25 protein-coding genes (1 of these 25 running past the window's edge) are annotated in these 22,424 nt (G+C 67.0%); 12 read left to right on the forward strand and 13 right to left on the reverse strand.

The genetic code is table 11. The annotated features are described in order from the left end of the window. Window positions 1-57: 57 nt before the first annotated feature. Window positions 58-510, reverse strand: coding sequence for a MaoC family dehydratase (locus G7B69_RS06805; RefSeq protein WP_166177461.1), 453 nt, complete (start codon window positions 508-510; stop codon window positions 58-60). A gap of 93 nt (window positions 511-603) precedes the next feature. Between G7B69_RS06805 and G7B69_RS06810 the strand changes: the two genes are divergently transcribed. The 8 genes from G7B69_RS06810 to G7B69_RS06845 all read left to right on the forward strand — a co-directional run bounded on the left by G7B69_RS06810 (window position 604) and on the right by G7B69_RS06845 (window position 8,180). Further along, window positions 604-906 carry an I78 family peptidase inhibitor gene (locus G7B69_RS06810; RefSeq protein WP_166177463.1) on the forward strand — a complete coding sequence of 101 codons (303 nt, stop codon included), beginning with the start codon at window positions 604-606 and terminating at the stop codon, window positions 904-906. A gap of 63 nt (window positions 907-969) precedes the next feature. Then, window positions 970-1,392: a Rid family hydrolase gene (locus tag G7B69_RS06815; protein ID WP_166177465.1), complete on the forward strand. Its 423-nt coding sequence runs from the start codon at window positions 970-972 to the stop codon at window positions 1,390-1,392. Then, window positions 1,389-2,534, forward strand: coding sequence for an acyl-CoA dehydrogenase family protein (locus G7B69_RS06820; RefSeq protein ID WP_166177467.1), 1,146 nt, complete (start codon window positions 1,389-1,391; stop codon window positions 2,532-2,534). Before G7B69_RS06815 ends, G7B69_RS06820 begins: the two co-directional genes overlap by 4 nt. Window positions 2,535-2,669: 135 nt before the next feature. After that, entirely contained in the window at window positions 2,670-3,722 is a 1,053-nt protein-coding gene (locus tag G7B69_RS06825) for an enoyl-CoA hydratase/isomerase family protein (RefSeq protein WP_166177469.1), read from the forward strand. 68 nt (window positions 3,723-3,790) lie between these two features. Next, a complete protein-coding gene (gene cysD / locus G7B69_RS06830) occupies window positions 3,791-4,693 on the forward strand; it encodes a sulfate adenylyltransferase subunit CysD (protein WP_166177583.1) in 903 nt (300 codons plus the stop codon). Next, window positions 4,693-6,612, forward strand: coding sequence for a sulfate adenylyltransferase subunit CysN (gene cysN, locus G7B69_RS06835; RefSeq protein WP_166177471.1), 1,920 nt, complete (start codon window positions 4,693-4,695; stop codon window positions 6,610-6,612). Before cysD ends, cysN begins: the two co-directional genes overlap by 1 nt. Before the next feature lie 10 nt (window positions 6,613-6,622). Continuing rightward, a complete protein-coding gene (locus tag G7B69_RS06840) occupies window positions 6,623-7,384 on the forward strand; it encodes a 3'(2'),5'-bisphosphate nucleotidase CysQ (protein WP_243415061.1) in 762 nt (253 codons plus the stop codon). A 1-nt stretch (window position 7,385) separates the two neighbouring features. Next, window positions 7,386-8,180 (forward strand): sulfite exporter TauE/SafE family protein, encoded by a 795-nt coding sequence (locus G7B69_RS06845; protein ID WP_166177473.1) that lies wholly within the window; start codon window positions 7,386-7,388, stop codon window positions 8,178-8,180. An 87-nt stretch (window positions 8,181-8,267) separates the two neighbouring features. Here G7B69_RS06845 and G7B69_RS06850 read toward each other — a convergent pair whose 3' ends face one another. Together G7B69_RS06850 and G7B69_RS06860 are read right to left on the reverse strand one after the other, a co-directional pair. Then, window positions 8,268-9,122, reverse strand: a complete 855-nt coding sequence (locus G7B69_RS06850) for an outer membrane protein (protein ID WP_166177475.1) — start codon at window positions 9,120-9,122, stop codon at window positions 8,268-8,270. Window positions 9,123-9,388: 266 nt separating this feature from the next. Beyond that, window positions 9,389-10,264, reverse strand: a complete 876-nt coding sequence (locus G7B69_RS06860; RefSeq protein ID WP_207785969.1) for an outer membrane protein — start codon at window positions 10,262-10,264, stop codon at window positions 9,389-9,391. Between the two features lie 240 nt (window positions 10,265-10,504). Here G7B69_RS06860 and G7B69_RS06865 point away from each other — a divergent pair, with 240 nt between their 5' ends. Beyond that, complete coding sequence (locus tag G7B69_RS06865; RefSeq protein WP_166177477.1) at window positions 10,505-12,724, forward strand: beta-glucosidase family protein; 2,220 nt, start codon at window positions 10,505-10,507, stop codon at window positions 12,722-12,724. 63 nt (window positions 12,725-12,787) lie between these two features. Continuing rightward, a complete protein-coding gene (locus G7B69_RS06870) occupies window positions 12,788-13,117 on the forward strand; it encodes a hypothetical protein (protein ID WP_166177479.1) in 330 nt (109 codons plus the stop codon). On the opposite strand, the gene ligD is transcribed toward G7B69_RS06870, so the two are convergent. The 6 genes from ligD to G7B69_RS06900 form a co-directional block, all read right to left on the reverse strand. Next, a complete protein-coding gene (ligD, locus tag G7B69_RS06875) occupies window positions 13,114-15,642 on the reverse strand; it encodes a DNA ligase D (protein WP_166177481.1) in 2,529 nt (842 codons plus the stop codon). The genes G7B69_RS06870 and ligD overlap by 4 nt on opposite strands. Further along, a complete protein-coding gene (gene ku / locus G7B69_RS06880; protein ID WP_166177483.1) occupies window positions 15,643-16,518 on the reverse strand; it encodes a non-homologous end joining protein Ku in 876 nt (291 codons plus the stop codon). It abuts the gene before it with no gap. A 75-nt stretch (window positions 16,519-16,593) separates the two neighbouring features. Beyond that, window positions 16,594-16,803 (reverse strand): hypothetical protein, encoded by a 210-nt coding sequence (locus G7B69_RS06885; RefSeq protein WP_166177485.1) that lies wholly within the window; start codon window positions 16,801-16,803, stop codon window positions 16,594-16,596. A 12-nt stretch (window positions 16,804-16,815) separates the two neighbouring features. After that, a complete protein-coding gene (locus tag G7B69_RS06890; protein ID WP_166177523.1) occupies window positions 16,816-16,953 on the reverse strand; it encodes a hypothetical protein in 138 nt (45 codons plus the stop codon). Continuing rightward, window positions 16,950-17,141 (reverse strand): hypothetical protein, encoded by a 192-nt coding sequence (locus G7B69_RS06895; RefSeq protein ID WP_166177525.1) that lies wholly within the window; start codon window positions 17,139-17,141, stop codon window positions 16,950-16,952. The genes G7B69_RS06890 and G7B69_RS06895 overlap by 4 nt, the downstream gene beginning before the upstream one ends. Then, window positions 17,138-17,374 carry a hypothetical protein gene (locus G7B69_RS06900; protein WP_166176938.1) on the reverse strand — a complete coding sequence of 79 codons (237 nt, stop codon included), beginning with the start codon at window positions 17,372-17,374 and terminating at the stop codon, window positions 17,138-17,140. The genes G7B69_RS06895 and G7B69_RS06900 overlap by 4 nt, the downstream gene beginning before the upstream one ends. A gap of 424 nt (window positions 17,375-17,798) precedes the next feature. On the opposite strand from G7B69_RS06900, the gene G7B69_RS06905 reads away from it, so the two are divergent. Then, window positions 17,799-18,005, forward strand: coding sequence for a cold-shock protein (locus G7B69_RS06905; protein WP_166177527.1), 207 nt, complete (start codon window positions 17,799-17,801; stop codon window positions 18,003-18,005). A 104-nt stretch (window positions 18,006-18,109) separates the two neighbouring features. After that, complete coding sequence (locus G7B69_RS06910) at window positions 18,110-18,361, forward strand: hypothetical protein (protein WP_166177529.1); 252 nt, start codon at window positions 18,110-18,112, stop codon at window positions 18,359-18,361. 242 nt (window positions 18,362-18,603) lie between these two features. Here G7B69_RS06910 and G7B69_RS06915 read toward each other — a convergent pair whose 3' ends face one another. From G7B69_RS06915 to G7B69_RS06930, 4 genes are all read right to left on the reverse strand, one after another. Next, window positions 18,604-19,104: a MarR family winged helix-turn-helix transcriptional regulator gene (locus tag G7B69_RS06915; protein WP_166177531.1), complete on the reverse strand. Its 501-nt coding sequence runs from the start codon at window positions 19,102-19,104 to the stop codon at window positions 18,604-18,606. A 39-nt stretch (window positions 19,105-19,143) separates the two neighbouring features. Beyond that, complete coding sequence (locus G7B69_RS06920; protein WP_166177533.1) at window positions 19,144-21,258, reverse strand: TonB-dependent receptor plug domain-containing protein; 2,115 nt, start codon at window positions 21,256-21,258, stop codon at window positions 19,144-19,146. After that, entirely contained in the window at window positions 21,255-22,031 is a 777-nt protein-coding gene (locus G7B69_RS06925; protein ID WP_166177535.1) for a hypothetical protein, read from the reverse strand. Before G7B69_RS06925 ends, G7B69_RS06920 begins: the two co-directional genes overlap by 4 nt. Before the next feature lie 93 nt (window positions 22,032-22,124). Then, window positions 22,125-22,424: the 3' end of a M56 family metallopeptidase gene (locus tag G7B69_RS06930; RefSeq protein WP_166177537.1), read on the reverse strand. 1,572 nt of this gene lie beyond the right edge of the window; the window shows 300 of its 1,872 coding nt (coding positions 1,573-1,872); the start codon falls outside the window, past its right edge; it ends in the stop codon at window positions 22,125-22,127.

The following is a 22,424-nucleotide window of genomic DNA, read 5'->3' on the forward strand; positions in this document are numbered from 1 at the left end:
CGGCAACGGCATGACCGTGCCAAACCCATGCCCCTGTAGGAAAGCGAAATCTTGGCGCTACGCCGGGCGCTTGCGCTGCAGCGAGGCGCGCTTGCAGTGAGCCACGAGCTCGCCGTGCTGGTTGTAGGCGCGGTGGGCAAAGGTGACGATGCCCTGGTTGGGCCGGCTCCGGCTTTCGCGCACCTCGAGCACTTCGGTCTCGATCCGCAAGGTGTCGCCGACGAAGATCGGCGCGGGGAAGCGCACCTCGTCCCAACCGAGGTTGGCGACCGCGGTGCCTTGCGTCGTGTCGTTGACCGAGATCCCGACCATCAGCCCGAGTGTGAAGCACGAGTTGACGAGGATCTGCCCGTATTCGGTCGATTTCATGTACTCGGCGTCGAGGTGCAGCGGCGCGGGGTTGTGCGTCAGCGTGCTCATCAGCAGGTTGTCGGTCTCGGTCACCGTGCGGCGCAACGGGTGGTCGAACAGCCGCCCGACCTCGAATTCCTCGAACCACAATCCGGCCATGGCTTGCCTCCTCGAAGGGAGGCCCTAGCACGGCCGCTCGGGAGCGCGCTATAGGTGCCGGGTGGCCGGGAGAGACCGCATGGGAGACCAGGCATGAGACGCGTTTCGAGCCCCGCCATCGCAGCGCTGCTGGCCAGCTGCGCCGCCACGACGCCACCGGCGGGCGAGACCCCGCCGGCCCGCGACGTCAAAGGCACTTGCCAGCGCGAGCCCGGCCAGCGGTTCATCGGCATGAAAGCGAGCGGCGCGCTCGGCCGCGAAATGCTCGCGGCGACGGGCGCCACGGTCCTGCGCTGGGTTCCCCCGCGCACCGCCGTGACGATGGACTTCAGTCCGTCGCGGCTCACGGTGAGCTTTGACGACGATCTGGTCGTCACGAAGGTCTCCTGCACCTGAGGCGGTTGCATAAGAAACCGGTTGCTCGCCCCAATCGAGCGCCATAGGGAGCGGCCATCCGCAATGGGAGAGGACAAGATCGTGCCCGAACCGCAGGACGGACGCCAGCGCATCCCGCCGCTTTCGCGCTTCGAGGAGCAGGCCCAGTTCACCCGCGCGATCCGCGTCGGCGACCGGATCATCGTCTCGGGCAACATCGGCAGCGAGGCGGACGGAACGATCTCGCCCGACGCCGGGCGCCAGGCGGAACGCTGCTTCGAGCAGATCCTCGATTACATCGGCCAACTCGGCGGCCATTCGGGCGACGTTGTGCGGGTGCGCATGTTCGTCACCGACATCAAGGATGCCGAGGCGGTGACCGCCGCCTTCACCCATGCGGTGGGCCATGCCCGGCCGGCGGGCACGCTGGTCGCCGTCGCCGCGCTCGCCGGGCCCGCGTTCAAGGTCGAGATCGAGGCCGAGGCCGTGGTCGGAAGCGGGCAATGAGCGGACAGTTCGAACTCACCGACGACCAGCTCGCCATCCAGGAGATGGCGCAGCGCTTCACCGCCGACGCGATCACCCCGCACGCGGCCGAGTGGGACGAGAAGCACACCTTCCCCCGCGCCACGATCCGCGCGGCGGCCGAGCTCGGCTTCGGCTCGATCTACGTCAGCGAAGAGAGCGGCGGGATCGGCCTCGGCCGGCTCGAGGCGGCGCTGATCATGGAGGCGATGGCGTATGGCTGCCCCTCCACATCCGCGTTCATTTCGATCCACAACATGGCCGCGTGGATGATCGACCGGTTCGGGTCGCAGGCGGTCAAGGACAAGTACCTGCCGCGCCTGATCGGCATGGAGCAGTTCGCCAGCTACTGCCTGACCGAGCCCAGTTCCGGCTCGGACGCGGCGGCTTTGAAGAGCAAGGCGGTCAAGGACGGCGACGACTGGCTGGTCACCGGCACCAAGCAGTTCATTTCGGGCGGCGGCGAGAACGAGATCTACGTGACGATGGTCCGCACCGGCGAGGACGGGCCGAAAGGCATCTCGTGCGTGGTGATCGAGAAGGACATGCCCGGCGTCAGCTTCGGAGCGCAGGAGAAGAAGCTCGGCTGGCACTCGCAGCCGACCGCCGCGCTCAACCTCGACAACGTCCGCGTGCCGGCGGAAAACATGGTCGGCGGCCTCGGCGAAGGCTTCCGCATCGCGATGATGGGGCTCGACGGCGGGCGGCTCAACATTGGCGCCTGCTCGCTCGGGGGCGCGCAGCGCTGCCTCGACGAAGCGGTCAAGTATACCAAGGAACGCCAGCAGTTCGGACGTGCCATCGCCGACTTCCAGAACACCCAGTTCACCCTCGCCGACATGGCCACCGACCTCGAAGCGGCCCGCGCGCTGCTTTACCGCGCGGCGGTCAAGGTGACCGAGAACGCGCCTGACAAGACCCGTTTCGCTGCGATGGCCAAGCGCTTCGCCACCGACGCGGGGAGCGCGATCGTCGACAAGGCGCTGCAGCTCCACGGCGGCTACGGCTACCTGCAGGATTACCCGATCGAGCGCTTCTGGCGCGATCTCAGGGTGCATTCGATCCTCGAGGGGACCAACCAGATCATGCGGATGATCGTCGGGCGGGACTTGCTGCGGCAGTGATCCTTCGAGACGCGTCTTCGCGACGCCGCTGCGCGGCTCCTCAGCCGCTCCTCAGGATGAGCGGCCATCTTCCCTTTCCGCTCATCCTGAGGAGGGACTGAGCTTGTCGAAGGCCCGTCTCGAAGGACTCCGCGCATGACCGCCGAAGTTCACCTCCACACCCACGGCCGCGTCGGCCACGTCTCGCTCGCTCGCCCCAAGGCGCTGCACGCGCTGACGCAGGCGATGTGCGAGGCCATGAGCGAGGCGCTGCTCGGCTGGCGCGACGACCCGCAAATCGAAGCGGTGCTGATCGACCATGCCGAAGGCCGCGGCTTCTGCGCCGGCGGCGACGTGGCGCTGGTGCGGCGCTCGGCGCTCGAGGACGGCGGCGCGGCGGGGCGGGCGTTCTTCTTCGCCGAATACCGCCTCAACCACCTGCTGTTCACCTACCCCAAGCCGGTCGCCGCCTTCATGGACGGGATGACGATGGGCGGCGGCGTCGGCATCTCGCAGCCGGCGAAGTACCGCGTGGCGACCGAGAACACGCTGTTCGCGATGCCCGAAGGGGCGATCGGGCTGTTTCCCGACGTCGGCGCGGGCTGGTACCTGCCGCGGCTCAAGGGCCGCGCCGGGGCATTCATGGCGCTGACCGGCGCGCGGCTCGACGGGGCGGAATGCCTCTGGGCAGGCCTGGCGACGCATTACCTGCAGAGCGAGCGGCTCGCCGAGGCGAAGGCGCGGATCGCCGACAGGCCGAGCGAAATCGCCGCGATCCTCGCCGAACTATCCGCCGAACCGCCAGCAGCGCGCATCGCGGGCAATGCCGAACGGATCGACCGGTTGTTCGCGTCGGACAGCCTCGAAGAGATCATTGCCGCACTCGAAGGCGATCCGTCGGACTGGGCGGCGAAGGAGCTCAAGGCCGTTACCACCAAGTGCCCGACCACCGCCAAGGTCGCCCTGCGCGAATTCGCCGAAGGCGCGCCCCGGACCGACTTCGCGGAGGAAATGCGCGCCGAATACCGCCTCGCCGCGCGGATGATGCTGCGGTCCGATTTCGCCGAGGGGGTGCGCGCGGTGCTGATCGACAAGGACAACGCGCCACGGTGGAATCCCGCCGCGCCCGAAGGGGTTACGGCCGAAGCGCTCGACGAAATCTTCGCTCCGCTTCCGGCGGGCGAGGAGTGGTCGCCCTTCCCCGCTTAGCCAGCGCAAAGAAAATCTCCGCGCGGTTTCCCTTGCGGTTCACCGCCGCGATGGGCAATTCGCTCGCCATGCAGCGCCTGACCCATCTCCAGCGTCTCGAGGCGGAGAGCATCCATATCATGCGCGAAGTCGTCGCCGAGGCGTCCAATCCGGTGATGCTCTATTCGGTCGGCAAGGACAGCGCGGTGATGCTGCACCTCGCCAAGAAGGCGTTCTACCCCGCCCCGCCCCCCTTCCCGCTGCTCCACGTCGACACCACCTGGAAGTTCCGGGACATGTACGCGCTGCGCGACAAGGCGGCGAAAGACGCGGGGATGGAGCTGCTGGTCTACCAGAACCCCGAGGCCAAGGAGCGCGGGATCAACCCGTTCGACCACGGGCCGCTGCACACCGACATGTGGAAGACCGAGGGGCTCAAGCAGGCGCTCGACCAATACGGCTTCGATGCCGCGTTCGGCGGCGCCCGGCGCGACGAGGAGAAGAGCCGCGCCAAGGAACGAATCTTCAGCTTCCGCACCAACAGCCACGGGTGGGACCCGAAGAACCAGCGGCCCGAGCTGTGGAACCTCTACAACGCAAGGAAAGCCAAGGGCGAGAGCATCCGCGTGTTCCCGCTCTCCAACTGGACCGAGCTCGACATCTGGCAATACATCATGGCCGAGAACATCGAGATCGTGCCGCTGTACATGGCCGCCAAACGGCCCACCGTGGAGCGCGACGGCCTGCTGCTGATGGTCGACGACGACCGCTTCCCATTGGAGCCCGGCGAGGAGCCGGTGATGCGCTCGATCCGCTTCCGCACGCTCGGCTGCTACCCGTTGACCGGCGCGATCGAGAGCGAGGCGGCGACGCTGCCCGAGGTGGTCCAGGAAATGCTTCTGACCACCACCAGTGAGCGCCAGGGCCGGGCGATCGACAAGGACGCCGGCGGCGCCGGCATGGAGAAGAAGAAGCAGGAGGGCTATTTCTGATGGCCGACCAGGCTTCTCCCGAGCCCGCCTACGTCACCGACGCCCTCATCGCCGAGGACATCGAGGCCTACCTCGCGCTGCACCAGCACAAGGGGCTGCTGCGCTTCATCACCTGCGGCAGCGTCGACGATGGCAAGTCCACGCTGATCGGGCGGCTGCTGTACGATTCGAAGATGATCTTCGAGGACCAGCTCGCCGCGCTCGAAGCCGACAGCAAGCGCGTCGGCACGCAAGGGCAGGAGATCGACTTCGCGCTGCTCGTCGACGGCCTCGCCGCCGAGCGCGAGCAGGGCATCACCATCGACGTCGCCTACCGCTTCTTCTCGACCGAGAAACGCAAGTTCATCGTCGCCGACACGCCCGGGCACGAGCAGTACACCCGCAACATGGTCACCGGCGCGAGCACCGCCGACCTCGCCGTGATCCTGATCGATGCGAGGAAGGGCGTGCTGGTGCAGACCCGCCGCCACTCGTATCTCGCGCACCTGCTGGGCATCCGCCACCTGGTGCTGGCGGTGAACAAGATGGACCTCGTCGACTACGACCAGGCCACGTTCGACAAGATCGTCGAGGACTACGGTCATTTCGCTCGCAGCATCGGCATCGAGGCCTTCACCGCGATTCCGATCTCGGGCTTCAAGGGCGACAACATCACGCAGGCACCCTCGGCGAACACGCCGTGGTACGGCGGGTCGAGCCTGATCCATCACCTCGAGACCGTCGAGATCGCGAACGAGGCCGACCAGGCCGGGCCGCTGCGCCTGGCGGTGCAGTGGGTCAACCGCCCCAATCTCGACTTCCGCGGCTTCGCCGGGCTGATCGCCGAGGGCACGGTCAAGCCGGGCGACGCGGTGCGCGTGGTGCCTTCGGGCAAGACCAGCACGGTCGCCCGCATCGTCACCCTCGACGGCGACCTCGACGAGGCGGTCGCCGGGCAGTCGGTCACCCTGACCCTCGCCGACGAGATCGACTGCAGCCGCGGCGACGTCATCGCCGCCGCCGACGCCCCGCCCGAGGCCGCCGATCAGTTCGAGGCGGCGCTGGTGTGGATGAGCGACGAGCCGCTGATCCCCGGGCGCGGCTACTGGCTCAAGCTGGCGACGCAGACCGTCAACGCGACCGTGCATGAGCCGAAGTACGAAGTGAACGTCAACACGATGGAGCACCTCGCGGTCAAGACGCTCGCCCTCAACGCCATCGGCGTGGCGGAGGTCACCACCGACAAGCCGATCGTGTTCGAGCCTTACGAAACGTCGCGCCAGCTCGGCGGCTTTATCCTGGTCGACAAGCTGACCAACGCCACCGTCGCGGCGGGCATGATCCACTTCAGCCTGCGCCGCGCGCAGAACGTCCATTGGCAGGCGCTCGAGATCAGCCGCGAGCAGCACGCCCGGCTCAAGAACCAGAAGCCCGCGGTGCTGTGGTTCACCGGCCTTTCCGGCTCGGGCAAGTCGACCATCGCCAACCTCGTCGAGAAGAAGCTTCACCGGATGAACCGGCACACCTTCCTGCTCGACGGCGACAACGTCCGCCACGGGCTCAACAAGGACCTCGGCTTCACCGAAGCCGACCGGATCGAGAACATTCGCCGCGTCGGCGAAGTCGCCAAGCTGATGGCCGACGCCGGGCTGATCGTCATCACCGCGTTCATCAGCCCGTTCCGTGCCGAACGCGAGATGGTTCGCAAGATGCTGCCCGAAGGCGAGTTCGTCGAGGTGCACATCGACACGCCGCTCGCCCTCGCCGAAGCGCGCGACGTGAAGGGCCTGTACAAGAAGGCCCGCGCCGGCGAGCTCAAGAACTTCACCGGCATCGACAGCCCCTACCAGGAGCCCGAACGGCCGGAAATCCGCATCGACACCACGGCGATGACGCCGGAGCAGGCGGCCGATCTTATTGTCGACAAGGTCGTGGGCTAACGAAAAGCGGATGGGGCCGACAACGATGACCGACGGCGAGCTGGCGGCGCACCTCGCAGCGTGCGCCGGACGCATCCTCATCGAAGTGCGCGCGAGCCGCCTGTTCGAGGGCAAGGCGCTCGGGCTCGCGGGCGACCAGGTCGCCAACCAGTTTCTCGTCCACGCGCTGCGCGCCGCGCGGCCCGACGACGGGCTGCTGTCCGAGGAAAGCAAGGACACCGAGGAGCGCCTGGGCAAATCGCGCGTGTGGATCGTCGACCCGGTCGACGGCACCCGCGAATACGGCGAGGAGCGAGGCGACTGGGCGGTCCATGTCGGCCTGGCGATCGAGGGCGTGGCGGAGATCGGCGCCGTGGCGCTGCCGGGACTCGATGAGGGCCTGGTCCTGCGCAGCGATCGACCCAGCGAACTGGTCGGGCATTCCGGTCCGCCGCGGATGCTCGTCAGCCGCACCCGGCCCGCGGCCGAAGCGCTCGCGGTCGCCGAGAGGCTCGGCGCCGAGCTGGTGCCGCTCGGTTCGGCGGGGGCCAAGGCGATGGCGGTGGTCCGCGGCGAGGCTGAAATCTACCTCCACTCCGGCGGGCAGTACGAATGGGACAGCTGCGCCCCGGTGGCGGTCGCCCGAGCGCACGGCCTGCATGCCAGCCGCATCGACGGCAGCCCCCTCGTCTACAACCGGCGCGACACTTACCTGCCCGACCTGCTGATCTGCCGGCCGGAATGGGCCGAGCCGGTGCTCGGCGCGCTCGAGGCCATGGCTTCGGCCGGATAGAATGGATCACCTCAAACTCGCCTATTCGCTGGCAGGCGCCTTCGTCGGCTTCATGGTCGGGTTGACCGGAGTCGGCGGCGGCTCGTTGATGGCTCCCATTCTGATCCTGCTGGGCTTCAGCCCCGCGGTCGCGGTCGGCACCGACCTCTGGTTCGCCTGCCTGACCAAGGCCGTGGGCGGCGTGGTCCACCATCATCTCGGCTCGCCCGACTGGAAGACCGTCGGGCGCCTCGCCGCCGGCAGCCTGCCCGCCGCGGTGGTGACCTTGTGGTGGCTCGCCAACTATCATCACGGGCATCTTGAATCCAAGGTCCTCATGGACCTGCTCGGCGTCGCGCTGCTGATCACGGCCGCGCTGATGCTGTTCCGCAACCGGATCGCCCGGCCGCTTCGCGTGGCCCATGTCGCGCTCGAGCAGACCTTGCGCCGGGTGCGCTTCAGCCAGATCGTCATGACGGTGCTCGGCGGGGCGTTCGTCGGGGCGCTGGTGACGCTGACCTCGGTCGGCGCCGGCGCGCTCATCGCGGTGATGCTGGCGCTGATCTATCCCCTGCGGCTCGATGCCAAGTCGATCGTCGGTACCGACATCATCCACGCGATCCCCCTGACGCTGGTCGCGGCGCTGGGGCACAGCTGGCTCGGCAATGTCGACGGCTGGCTGCTCGGCAGCCTGCTGATCGGATCGATCCCCGGCATCGTTCTCGGTTCGCTGATCGCCGGCAAGGTCAACGACAACATCGTGCGATACGCTCTCGCGGCGATGCTGGTGGTTTCCGCGGTCAAGATGCTGGCTTGATTCCTTCTCTTTGAGCGCCATCGCGGCGCGCAAAAAAAAAGGCCGGAGGATTGCTCCTCCGGCCCCATTTTCCAGGCTTGACCTGACTTAGCCGCGTTCGCCCTGCGGAGCGACCACCGGCGGCGGAGGCACCGGGCAGTTGTCGTACACGCCGACCGTCGAGCCGTCCGGGCAGGTCTTGGTCTGCGGCGGAGGCGGCGGCGGGGGCGGCGGGGGCGGCGGGGGCGGCGGCGGCGGAGGCGGCGGAGGCGGCGGAGCCGCACCGCCGAAGTTCACCAGAATGCTCGCCATCAGTGAATGGGTACGGGCATCGAACTGGTCCGTGCGGCCGAACGCATCGGTCATCACAAACGGATGGGTATTCAAGTACTTGTACTTGAGGCCCACCTCCACCGAATCGCTGAGGGGTACCCGAAGGGCGGCAATGCCCTGCCACGCCCAGGCGCTGTCATCGTCGTCGAGGAAGCTGACCGCCGTGGGGCTGGTTGCAAAATGGGTATTGGCCCAAGCGCGGCCGGCACCGACGCCGACCGAGAAGCCGACACCGCCGTTGCCGCCGAAGTCGAGCAGCGCGTTGGCCATCGCCGTGTTGACCTTCATCTCACCGTCGGCATTGGCATAGGTTCCGACGGCGGGGTTAGCCAGCCCGGAGACGGTGAGCGATTTGGGACCCCATTCCTTGTGGCCGAATTCGGCCTCGGTACGGATCATGCCCCAGTCATACCCGACCACGACATCGACATCGAAGCGCTTCTTGTTGTCGACGACGATCGCGTTGTTGACGGTGCTGACATCGATCTTGGTGTCCTGCGGAATAACGAGGCCTGCGTCGAGCCCGACGTAGCCCTCGCCATCTCGCGCCTGCGCCGGAACGGCAATCGCACAGGCCGCTACGCTGACCGCCAGCGCGGCCTTGCGGAAATGGCTGAAGTTCTTTTTCATCTAGTATTCCCTCATCTGGACGCCGCCCCCCGAGTGGATTGGCGAAACCTCCGTGCGGCAGTCCGCTCGGCGGGTCGTCAACGACCCCGAAGGGCCGCAACTGCCGCTTAAAGCCGCCAACGGGCGGAATGTTCCGCCACTTTTGTACGCGACGATTTCGCTGTTGCGAAAATGCCACTCATTACTTTTGGGGACGTTTTGGCTGAATTCGTAAAGAAGGGCCGGAGGATTGCTCCTCCGGCCCCATTTTCCAGGCTTGACCTGACTTAGCCGCGTTCGCCCTGCGGAGCGACCACCGGCGGCGGAGGCACCGGGCAGTTGTCGTACACGCCGACCGTCGAGCCGTCCGGGCAGGTCTTGGTCTGCGGCGGAGGCGGCGGCGGGGGCGGCGGAGGCGGCGGGGGCGGCGGAGGCGGCGGCGGCGGCGGCGGCGGAGCCGCACCGCCGAAGTTCACCAGAATGCTCGCCATCAGCGAATGCGATCTGGCGTCGAACTGGTTGGTCCGGCCCAGGGAATCGGTCATCACGAACGGGTGCGTGTTGAGGTACCGGTACTTGAGCCCGAGTTCGACATTGTCGCTGACCGGGAACCGCAGTTCGGCGATGCCTTGCCAGGCCCATGCGCTGTCCTTGTCGGCAAGGAAGCGGGTTCCACCCGACGTGGCAGCCAGGCGGGTGTTGGCCCACGCGCGCCCGGCACCGACGCCGACCGAGAAGCCGACGCCGCCGTTTCCGCCGAAGTCGAGCAGCGCGTTGGCCATCGCGGTGGTGATGGTCGTCCTGCCGCCGGGGTCACCGAACGTGCCGACGACCACGCCTGCACCGGCGGGGTTGGGAATGCCGGGGGCAACGACATCGAGCGAATTGGCTTTCCATTGCTTGCGGGCGATTTCCGCCTCGGTGCGGATCATGCCCCAGTCGTAACCGAGCTTGACGTCGACGTCGTAGCCCTTCTTGTTGTCGACGATGATCGAGTTGTTGAACGTGCGGACGTCGATCTTGGTATCCTGCGGAATGACGATGCCGGCGTCGAGCCCGACGTAGCCCTCACCATCGCGCGCCTGCGCCGGAACGGCAATCGCACAGGCCGCTACGCTGGCTGCGAGAACGGCTTTGCGGAAATGGCTGAAGTTCTTTTTCATCGTGTATTCCCTCAACTGGACGCCGCCCCGAACGGGTTGGCTAGACCTCAGTGCGGCGAGACCGCGCGGAGATGTTTGAGCGACCTGGGGGCCGCGACTACCGCTTAAAACCGCCAACCGGCAGATTGTTCCAGCGCCAGGCCAAACCACTTTAACTCCACTTTAAGGGGCGAAACCAATGCCGCTTGGCGGGTGCGCCCGGGCGCTGCTACGGGCGGGGACAGAAGGGAGAGCTCATCGATGGCGAGGGTAGCGAAGCGCAAGGCGGCAATCGCGGGGGTGTTGATGGGCATGGCCCTGAGCGGGCCCGCGGCGGCGCAAGTCGCCGCCTCGGTGACGCTCGCCAGGGACACCACGGGAAGCCCGGCGGAACGCGCCGCGGCCATGCTGGCGCAGATGACCCAGGCGGAGAAGCTGACCCTGCTGGAAGGTTACTTCGGCACCGACTTCGCTCCGGCCAATTTCACCATGCCGCCGGCCGCGCGCGAGGGTTCGGCGGGCTACGTCCCCGGCATTCCCCGTCTCGGCATTCCGCCCCAGTGGCAGACGGACGCCGGCCTCGGCGTGGCCTCGCAAGGCGGCGCGAAGCAGAAGCGCGCGGCCACCGCGCTGCCTTCGGGGCCGGCGACGGCGGCGACTTTCGATCCCGAGCTGGCCTACGCCGGCGGCCGGATGATCGGCCGCGAGGCGCGCGCCTATGGCTTCAACGTCATGCTCGGCGGCGCGGTCAACCTGCTGCGCGAGCCGAGGAACGGGCGGAACTTCGAATATGCCGGCGAGGATCCGCTGCTTGCCGGCGCTATCGTCGGCGCCGAGATCGCCGGGGTGCAGTCGAACCGGGTGATCAGCACCGTCAAGCACTACGCGCTCAACGACCAGGAAACCGACCGCGGCACCGGCAACTTCATCATCGATGAGGCGGCCTTCCGGATGAGCGACCTGCTGACGTTCGAGCTGGCGATCGAGCGCGGCCATCCCGGATCGGCGATGTGCGCCTATAACCTCGTCAACGGCCTGCATGCCTGCGAGAGCCCGTTCCTGCTGACCGACGTGCTGCGGCGCGACTGGGGCTGGCACGGCTACGTGATGAGCGACTGGGGCGCGGCGCACTCGACCGCCGCCTCGGCCAACGCCGGGCTCGATCAGGAATCCGGCTTCGGGCTGCAGAGCGACGCGTGGTTTGGGCCCGACAAGCTCACCGCGGCGCTCGCCAAAGGCGAGCTTGACCCGGCGCGGATCGACTTGATGGCAGGGCGCATTCTCGCGGCGATGTTCGCGCATGGGCTGATCGACGATCCGGTGACCGGCACCGGCGCGATCGACGTCGCCGCTAACCAGGCGGTCGCGCAGGCCGACGCCGAGGCGGGGATCGTGCTGCTGAAAAACGACGGCAACCGGCTGCCAATCGCCGCCGGGGCGAAGCGGATCGCGGTGATCGGCGGACATGCCGACAAGGGCGTGATCTCCGGCGGCGGATCCAGCCAGGTCTATCCCGATGGCGAGAATGCGGTGCCCGGGCTCAAGCCGACCGGCTGGCCCGGGCCGGTGGTCTTTAATCCCTCCTCCCCGCTTGACGCCTTGCGCAAGCTACTGCCGGGCACGCGGATCGATTACGCCAGCGGCGACGATCCCGCGGCCGCTGCGAAGCTCGCCAGAGGCGCCGACCTCGTCATCGTTTTCGGCACGCAATGGGCGAGCGAGAGCATCGACGTGCCGCTGCATCTCGACGGTGCGCAGGATGCTCTGATCGACACGGTCGCGGCGGCAAACCGGAACACTGTCGTGGTCCTCCAGACCGGAGGCCCGGTGCTGATGCCCTGGGCCGGCAAGGTCCCGGCGATCGTCGAGGCCTGGTATCCCGGGCGGATGGGCGGCGCGGCGATCGCCAACATTCTCACCGGCAAGATCAACCCCTCCGGGCACCTGCCGATGACCTTCCCCAGGTCGCTCGACCAGCTCCCCTACCCCGGCGAGCCGCGCAAGAAGGAAGCGACCTACAGCGAAGGGGCAACGGTCGGCTACAAGTGGTTCGACGCCAAGGGCCTCTCGCCGCAATTCCCGTTCGGCCACGGGCTTTCGTACACCAGGTTCACCTACAGCGACCTCGCGGTAACGCGCACCGACGCGGGCGTCGTGGCCACGCTGACGGTCACCAACAGCGGCGAGCGGGCAGGCGCCGACGCAGTCCAGCTTTATGTCTCGGCGCCGCCGGATTCCGGGTGGGAAGCCCCCAAGCGCCTCGCCGGGTTCGCCAAGGTCGTGCTGTGGCCCGGCCACAGCACCCGCGTCAGCATCGCCGTCGATCCGCGGCTGCTGTCGGTTTGGGACACCAGCGTGCCGGGCTGGTCGCGTGTGCCGGGCGGCTACACGTTCAGCGCCGCGCACAGCTCGCGCGATCTCGGCAAAGGGGTCAGCATCCAGCTCCCGGCGGAGAGGCTCTCGCCGCAATGGCGGCCATGACGGCGTAACGATTTCGCACGGCGCGACTTGTCGCACCGGCGCGGGCTTCCCAAGTCTGGTCCAATGCCCAGGCCGAATGAAGACGCACGCAAGGACAAGCCGCCTCGCACCGGCAAGCGTCTCTTCATGCTCGCGCTCGGCCCGGCGTTGATCGTCCTGTCACCGGTCGTCGGCTTGATCCCGGGTCCTGGCGGGCTGCTTGTGCTGCTCGCCGGCGTCGCCGTCACCCTGCAGAGCAGCCAGGTCGCCAAGCGGCTCTACGTGCGCGCCAAGCGCAAGTGGCCGGGGCTCGGCCATTGGTCCGACAAGGGATTGCGGCGGCCGAGTCACTTCCGGCGCCTGCGCAGGAAAGAGCAAGAGCCCACCGAGGCCAGCGCCGCCGGCGGCGACTAGAACTCGGGCAGCGCCTGCTCGGCAAAGCCCCACCCCGCCAGGGACTTGCTCGCGGCGCGGTCGATCAGCTGCCTGGCGTCGCCGATCGAGAACGGGTGCGCGTCCTTGAAATCCTTGAGCTCGCCCCAGGCGATCGGCGACGCCACCGGCGCGTCCGGGCGGGCACGAGCCGAATAGGGCAGCACCGCGGTCGCCCCGCGCTGGTTGCGCAAGTAGTCGACGAAGATCTTACCCACGCGCTTGGCCTTGCTCATGTTGGCGATGAAGCGTTCGGGCTCGGCCATGCTGAGCGCCTCGGCGAAGCGCTTCGAGAAGTCCTTGTGCGCCTCCCATGAATGCCCCGGCGTCAGCGGCACCACGACATGTACGCCCTTGCCGCCCGAGAGCATCGCAAAGCTGGTCAGGCCGATGTCGGCGAGCTTCTTGTGGATGTCGCGGGCGGCGCTTTTCACGTCCTCGAAATCGAGCCCGACGTCGGGATCGAGGTCGAACACCATCCGGTCGGGCGCCTCGACGTCGCTCGCCTTGCTGCCCCAGCCGTGGAACTCGATCGTGCCCATCTGCACGCAGGTAAGCAGCCCCGCGGCATCGTCGACATAGAGGTAATCCTCGACGTTTCCGCGCTTCTCACGGACGGGAACGTGGTGGACCGAGGGCCCGAACGAGCCGCTGTCGTGCTTCTGGAAGAAGCACTTCTTGGCCCGGCCCTGCGGACAGCGCACGAGGCTGATCGGGCGCCCGGCGAGCCACGGCAGCATCAGCGGCGCGACGGCTTCGTAGTAATCGGCGAGCTGGCCCTTGGTCTGGCCGCTTTCGGGGAAGATCACCCGGCTGCGGTTGGAGATCTTCACCTCCGCCGCGGGATCGTCTTCCGGCGTTTCCTGTGCGACTTCGGGGGTCACTTCTTCCGCCTTCTTGTCGCCGCGCAAGCCGAGATAGCTGCCGTGGCGCACGTTACCATCGGCGGTGAATTCGCTGAAGGCGATTTCCGCGACCAGCTCAGGCCTGAGCCAGGTGACCCCGCGGCTCTCCGAACGGCCGACCTCGGCGGGCGCGGTCTTGCGCTCGAGTCTGGCGAATTTCGCAGCGAGCTCCTGCAGAGCATCCTGGTTGAAGCCGGTGCCGACATTGCCCTTGTAGACCAGCTTGCCACCTTCGTGCTGCGCCAGCAGCAGGCTCGAGAACGGCCGCCCGCGCGCGCTCGATTTCTTCCAGCCGATGACGACGAATTCCTGCCGCCGGGTGCACTTGACCTTGACCCAGGCCTTGGTCCGCTTGCCGACGGAATATTTGGCGTCGATCTTCTTCGAGATGATCCCTTCCTGCCCGGCGTCGCACATCGTCCGGTAGAGCTTTTCGCCCGCCCCTATCAGGTGGTCCGCGACGTGGATCGGCGGCTTCGCTTCGGCCAGCAGCGCTTCGAGCCGCTCCTTGCGCTCGATGTTGGTCAGCTTGGTCAGGTCCTCGCCGTTGACTTCGAGCAGGTCGAAGGCGTGATAGGTGAGGTGGTCGGCCTTGCTCTGCGCGCCGTGACCGCGCTTGAGCACGTTCTGCAGGCTCGAGAAATCGGGGTTGCCGTCCTTGTCGTAGGCGACGACCTCGCCGTCGATCAAACAGCTCGGCAGGTCGAGCGCCTGGAACCGCGCGACCAGCGGCGCGAACTTGTCGCTCCAGTCGAGCCCCTTGCGAGTGTAGATCCTCACCTTGTCGCCCGCGCAAGCGACCAGCGTGCGGTAGCCGTCGAATTTGATCTCGTGCATCCAGCCGTTGCCGGCAGGGACGTCGTCGACCAGCGTTGCCAGCTGCGGCGCGCGGAACCGGGGCGGTGCGCCAACCCTTTTCGCTTTTGCCGGCGCCTTGGTCACCGCCTTGTTGCGCTCGGCCGCCTTGGCCATTTGCGCCCTGGAGGCCTTGTCGCTCTTGCCCGAGAGCGAGAATTCGCCCTTCTTGTCGCCGGCGATCTCGGCCATCGTGCGGCCGGTAAGCACGCTGGTCAGGCCCTGCTCGACCAGCGGATCGCCGGGCTCAGCGTACGCATCGTCGAGCTTGCGCAAGAGCCAGTTCTCGCGCTTCTCGCCGGGCTTCTTCTTGAGGCGGATGAGCAGCCACTCGCCCTTCATTCGCTCGCCATGGAGGACAAAGTGGAGGTGGCCTTTCTCGAGGTCTTTCCAGCTCTTGCCCGGCACCGGCTCCCAGGTGCCCTTGTCCCACAGCATGACATTGCCGCCGCCGTACTCGCCTTCGGGGATGATCCCCTCGAATTCGGCGTAAGACAGCGGGTGGTCCTCGGTGCGCACCGCCAGCCGCTTGATCTCGGGATCGGGCGACGGCCCTTTGGTCACTGCCCACGACTTCAAGACGCCATCGGCCTCGAGGCGGAAATCCCAGTGCAGCCGCGTTGCCTCGTGCTTCTGGACGATGAAGCGGTTGCCACCCTCGCTGTGGGCGATCTTGCCCGACGGCTCGGCGGTCTTCCTGAAGTCGCGCTTGCGGTTGTATTCGGCGAGAGGGTCTGACCGGGCCATCTACGCGCGCTTCCTCGCTTTCGCCGGCGCGTGCTTTTTCGCGTGCGCCTTCTTCGCCGGCGCCTTCTTGGCTGCAGGCTTTTCCTCCTTCCCGCCGACCGACTTCTTCAGCGCCGCCATCAGGTCGATCACGTTGCTGCCGCGCGCGGCTTCAGGCTCCTCGACGTCCTCGAGGATCTTCTTGCCCTTGGCCTTGCGCTTCTTGGCGATCAGGTCCTCGAGCGCCTCGACATAGCGGTCGTGGAACTCGCCCGCGTCGAAAGGCGCGGTTTTCTGGTCGATCAGGGTCTTCGCAAGGTCGAGCATGTCCTTGCTCGGCTTGGCGGTGGGAATGTCCTTGAAGTAGCTCTGCGCCTTGCGGACCTCGTCCTCGTAGCGCAGCGTTTCGAGCACGATCCCCTTGCCGCACGGCTTCAGCGAAACAAGGTATTCGCGCCCGCGCACCGAAAGCTGGCCGAGCGCGACCTTCTTCGCCTCCTTGAGCGCCTCGCGCAGCACGACATAGGCCTCTTCGGCGAGGTCGTCCGCGGGCACGACGTAATAGGGCTTGTCGAAGTAGAACACGTCAACTTCGCTGGCATCGACGAACTGCACCAGGTCGAGCGTGCGCCGGCTCTCGACCTTGGCGGCCTCGATCTCGTCCTCGTCGAGCAGCACATAGTTGCCCTTCGAGACCTCGTATCCCTTGACGATCTCGTCGCGGTCAACCGGGCCGATGCCCTGGACGACCTTCTCGTAGTTGATCCGCTTGCCGCTCGGCTCGTGGATCTGGTGGAACTGGATCGCCGCCCCGCTCTTCGTGGCCGAATAGACCTCGACCGGGATCGAGACGAGCGCCAGCCTGATCTGACCTTGCCAGTAAGCGCGTGCTGCCATCGATGCGTGCCTCCTTGCGTGCGGAGGAGTCAGCGCGCGGAGGCAACGGAGGTTCCGGAAGCTCTTGCTGCGGTGCTAGCGGGTCGAAAACTCGCCGGCCTTGGCGCCGAATTCCTCGACCGCATAGGCGCGCGCGGCGGCGCTCGTCTTGAAGCACTCCTCGACGAGCTTCTTGGTGACCAGGGGATAGCCCTGGCTGTTGTGGCGCGTCTCGCGCACGGTCAAGCGAACTTGGCCGTCCTCATCCTTGGCGATCAGGAACGGTTTCAGCGTGACGTCGGTCATAGACTCATCCTTTTAAAGCGGGAACTTGGTTGAAAACGGTGTGGCGTCGGAGATACGCCTGCGCGCTCTGCGACGTGCGTCGGCGAGCACCGCAAGGCCGAGCATCGCCGCCAGCAAGAAGCCGTAGATGAGGAAGCCGAAATCGATCACGACCCGTCCTCGGATTCGTCCGCCGCCAGCTGGGTCAGCGCGCGGGCTTCGCTCAGCTTGCGCCGCCTCTCCTGCCGGCGCGCATCGCTTCGCGGGTACGACTGATAGCGCCGCCACCAGACGATCGCGGCAAAGGCGGCGGCCATCATGATCATCAGCGCATAGGCGATCAGTTCCCTGTCGGTCATGAGGCGCTCGCCAAACCAGCTTCGCGCCCGCAATCGGCCGCGGAGGGAAGCGGGCGTGCCTGAAATTCCCAGCCCGTCGCGGCCGACGCGCCGAGCGCCCTTTGGGCTATGCCGATCCGCCCTGCGATCCGCGATGCGCGCGAGGCGTGATGGCGCCGATCGTCGCAAGTCGCCGAGCGCGTGGCCCGCATCAACGACATCTGGTGATCGAAATAGAGCCGATTGAGATCCACGCGCTTCTCCTCGTTGTAAGCGGGAGCGCGTCGGATCTCTCAGCCGCAGGCGCCTACAACAGCGATTGCCTCCGGTACGGCCCATGTAGGTCGTGCATGGCTTATTTGTAAGGGAAGGCCGGCGTTGTTCGTCGCATTTTCGGATCGCGGCCGTGCCCGCGAGCCTCGCGACCGGCCGAAAATCGGCGCCCGATTAGGCTTTTCCGCAGACCCGTGCTACGCTTCCCCCGCTGACGTCGAACTTTGCGACGGACTTCGGTGCCAAGACCTCTGCCCTCCGCTTGCGGATGGCCCCGGCCCTGACGACGACTTCCTTTCGATAGACGACTTGACGCACGACCGTCCGCCGCCGTTTGCGGCGGGCACCCTGAAAGGCCTCGCGGCAAATTCGCCGAGGGGCCGACGTTCTCGAAAGGAACGCAATATGCCTATCGGCACAGTCAAATTCTTCAACACCGACAAGGGCTATGGCTTCATCGCGCCGGAAGACGGCGGGGCCGACAGCTTCGTCCACATCAGCGCCGTCCAGGCCGCCGGAATGCAGACGCTGAACAAGGACCAGCGCCTGTCTTACGACGTCGAGCGCGGTCGCAATGGCAAGGAAGCCGCGGTCAACCTGCAGCAAGCCTGATCTCTGATCCTCGGGCGCGCCCTCCGCTCGGTTCGAGCCCGGGCGCGCCCGCTGGCCTTCGCCTGGTGCCAACGGCCCTGTCGAACCCCCAACTGGAATCCCCGATGACCCAGACCTTCGATTTCTACGACCAGCGTGCCAACGCGGCGGAAGCGGAAGCCGATAAGTCGACCCTGGCCAACGTCCGCGAGCGCGAACTGCGCTCGGCCCGCGCGTGGCGCGAGATGGCCGATCGTCAGCTCAAGATCGACGCCGAACGGGTGAAGGCGGATGCCGAGCGCAGCGCGCGCCGCGCCGCCGAGCGTGAGGCTCTCGAAGCCGCAACCCCGCCGCGGTGGGACGAACCCACGCATTAATTCCGGCAGGCCTCAGCCCTGGCGCGCGCTTCTGCGGCGAGCCGGCGAAAACGGGCGCTCACTTCCTTGTTCCAGTCGGTTCGCGCCGCCCATTGCTCGTAACGCTGGGCATCGGCGAGCCAATCTGCGGCCGGACGCGGGTCAAGGCAATTCGATGGCATGATCGCCGGTGTACGCTTGCGCGACAGGCGCTTCGCTCCGCAAATGTCCCGGGGTGCGCCAGCGGCGCTCCAGGCGACGGCCTAGCCTTCGCCGATGGCCGTGAAGAAGCGGTCGAGCATCCGCTCGGCGGCGCCGAGCTCAGCCTCCGAAAAGCCCTCGAGCAGCGCCGCACGGGTCGGATCGAGCACCGCTTTGACTTCGCGGAACACGGCGAGCCCTTTGTCGGTGATGGTGACCCGGCGGCTGCGCTTGTCGGCCGGGTTGATCCGCCGTTCGACCAGCCCCTCTGCCTCGAGCCCGTCGAGCGTGCGGATCAGGCTCGGCCATTGCACTGCCATCCGCTCGGCGAGCTCGATCGTCGCGATCGGGCCGTCGGAGAAGGCGAGCGCCGCCAGCGTCTGCCAGCGCGCCCGCGGCTGCCCGGTCTTCTCGCGGATCGCCTCGTCGATGTAGCTGCTCCAGCGCCTGGCGGCGAGGATCAGCAGGCGCGAGAAGCGGAACTCGAGCTCGGCTCGCGAGCCCTCGGCATAGAACTCGCCGAAACGCATCGCCCAGCTGTCGAATTCACCCTTCCCGCTCATCCCGCCTGCCTAGCGGGTCCGGCGGCGCGGGCCAACGCGTTAGAAGTTGCCCTTCACCAAGATCGAGAAGATTGGTCCGATCAGCTGGTTGTTGGCCTGGTTGTAAAGCACCGGATCGCGCAACCGGCGTCCGTCGTAGACCGTCCGCTCGAAGCGGTGGCGGGCGTTGAGCAGGTTGGCAACCTGGGCGCGCACGGTGAGGCCGAACACGTCCTTGTTCTCGACGTAGAGGTAATCGAACGCCGGTCCTTCCCAACTGTTATCGATCTCGGTCAGGTAGTAGCCTTTCGTCTGGCGGAAGTGGCTGGCGCCAAAGCCAGTGGCCCAGTCGCTCATCGGAATGTCGTAGCGGAAGTCGGCCGAAATGTTGCGCAGGAGGTTGTTGCTGATCGGCCGCGTTTCGCCCGACAGGGGATCGCGCACGCTCGAATGTTCCACCTGTGCGGTCAGATCGAGCTTGGCGCCCTTCCAGCCGATCGGATCGAACTGGAACGTGCTGGTCCACTCGAAGCCGAGCCGCTTGGCCTGCGGCAGGTTGCCGACCGCTTCGCCCTCGCTGCCATCGGCGGCGACGACGGGAATGATGTCGATGATGTCCTCGATGAAGTGGGCGTAGAGCCTGAGCCGCGTCTTACCCCAGGGCCCGAGGGTCTTGCCGGCCTCTGCCTCCACTTCCCAGCTTTGCGGGGGGACGAGGTCGGGATTGCCGCTGTTTTCGCGTTCCTGCTGGAGGTTCGGCTGAGCGAGAAAATCGTAGAAGCTGATCTGGCCGACGCGGCGGCGCAGCTTCACGCTGAGCTCCCACTGGTCGTTCGGCTGCCAGCCGAGCGTCACGCTTCCCTTGGGCCGAAGGAAATGCCGCGGCTTGACGTCGCCGTCGACCCGGGCGAGCTTCGATATCTCGCCACCGCCGTCGACCTGCAGGTCGACCTTGTCGCTCAACGGACGGCTCCAGGTCACGATGCTTTCGTAACGCGTCTCGACGACGTGGCCGCTGCCCTGGGGAAAGTTGACTGGATCGAACTCGCCGTCGGTGCCGAGCGTGAACAGCGCGCCGCGCTGGTCGAGCGAGTTGTAGGCCCGTTCCAGCGAGAGCTCCCAATCGTTCTTGCCGCCTTTCCAGGCGTATTCGACCCGACCGACCGTTTCCGCGATGCGGCTGTCGCGAAGAAAGCGAATCCCCTGGTCGGGGGCGCCGCTGGGAAACCTGTCGATCTGCCGGGTGTCGATCGGCTCGTGATCGAAATGCCGCAGGCCGATCAGCTTGAGCCGCCCAGGGCCAAGCGCGAAGGTGTAGTCGCCGTTGAAATCGACGTAATAGCCATCGAGCGTCTGCCTGGTGAGCCGATCGTCGACCGGCCCGCTGACGGGAGTGCGCACGTCATGGACGAACTCCGGCGCCCAGTAGGGGGTGTAGGCCAGCGTAAGGTTGCCGACCGAACTGCCCGGGCCGTCGATCCCGAGCTTGGTCTGGAAGGTGACGAGGTCGCTTTCCGAGTGATAGCGCTGCTGCCGCCGTTCGGTCACCGCGCCCATCGCGTCGGTGATGACGATGGGTCCGCCGAAGGCGCCGCGCCCCGTCTGGTCCTTGACCGACAGCGTGTAATCCAGCCAGCCGGTCTTGCCCGAATAGCTGACCGAGCCGCGGAACAAGTTGGGCTTCGAGTAATGCGCACGGATGTCCGGGTGCCACTCGAACTGACCGCTCGACGTCCTTTTTTCGCTGAGCACGACGTTCGCCACCTCGCCGGACAGTCCGGCAATTCCCAAGCTGGCTGCATCGACGATCTCGATCCGGTCGACATTGCCGGCAGCGATCCGCTGCAATTCGTCGACCGCGCCGCCCGACTTGTTGGCGATCCGCTTGCCGTCGATCAGCACATTTTCCGAGGCCTGGCCAAGCCCGCGCTCCTGGCCGGCGCTGTGGATGGTAAAACCGGGCACCTGCGTCAGCATGTCGTAGGCCGTCTTGGGCGCGAAGCGCGCGAAGTCGGCGGGGGCATAGACGCGCTTGCCCGTCGCGGCGCCCGGCGCCGGGACCTCCGCGCCGACCGGCGGCGGCATGTCGCCCGTCAGGACCTGGGCCTCAGCCGAAATCGAACACAAACAAGTCGCCAGCGCCATGGCGCTGGCGGCGACCCTCGTAGAATTCACTCAATCTCTCCCAGTGCATTTAGCACGCGCGACATTCGTTTGGCGTAATCCGGCGTGACCCCGAGCGCGCGCATCTGAATCGCCTGGTCGAACTTGAGGCGCGGATATCCCGCTTGCGCCATCTCGCCGAGCCAGGCGGCATCGATGTGCAGCGCGCGCGCGGCGACGAGATCGTCGAGCTGGTCGACCTTCAATCCGGCGCCGCGCAATTCCCCCGCATAGGCCGGGCTGACATCGAGCGCCGCGACCGCAATCAGGTCGTCGGCGTCGCCGAAACGGTATCCCTGGTCGAGCAGGCCATCGACCAACGCAATCCGAGCATCGACCAGGGCCAGCGCGAGCACGTCGTCGCTGTCCTCGGGCGGCAGGCCGCGATGGGTGAGCGCGTCGGTGAAGCGCTTGTCGGGCTCGAAGCGGCAGGTGCCCGAGGCGGCCTCGGCGCGTTCGACGCGGCCGCTGCAAGCGAGCGCGCCGGCCTCGCGGACGAGGGTGAAGGTAACCGCCTCGCCGGGACTGGCGAGCGAGGCGGTCGCGAGCTCTCCCATGATGCCGGCCGCCTCGTCGGGCGAGAAGCTGGTCATCATTCCGTTATGGGAGAACCGCAATTGCCGCGTCCGGCTGGCGCCGTCGTCGTCACGATAGGTCCAGTCGATCGGATTGATCGCCGCGTAGGCCCGGGGAGGCGCTTCCGCAGCCGAAAGGGTGGCCGCCTGGGGCAGGATCGGCGCCGCGGCAAAGAGGGTCAGGGCGGCGAGAATCGGTGTGCGGATCATGGTCGTTCTCCTCGATTTCGCAGGCAAGCCGGTGGCGTGTCCCGGCACGCGGGAGGCAATCGGCAGTCGTTGAAGGGACGAGCGGCTAAGCGGTCAGTTCTTGTCGCGGTCGCCCGGCGGAGCGCCGATCGCCACGCTCGAGCCGTCGGCGCCCCGTGCGCTCAGGCCGGCGCGGCTGACGGACACCCGCGAACCGTCGGCGCCGCGGGCGACGAGCCCGTCTAGGCCGATCGACACGGCGGCGGCCACGGCTCCGGCAATGTGCGGTGCGGCCGGGGCGACAGGGGCGGTGGGAACGCGCAGTGCGTGCTTGGGTGAAAACAGCACGCGGCTCTCGATCGCCTGATCGGGGTCGTTCGCCGGAAGGCCCTGGCGACGCATTTCGCGGACGTA

The organism is Croceibacterium segetis, assembly GCF_011320115.1.
GTDB classification, from domain to species: Bacteria; Pseudomonadota; Alphaproteobacteria; order Sphingomonadales; family Sphingomonadaceae; genus Croceibacterium_B; species Croceibacterium_B segetis.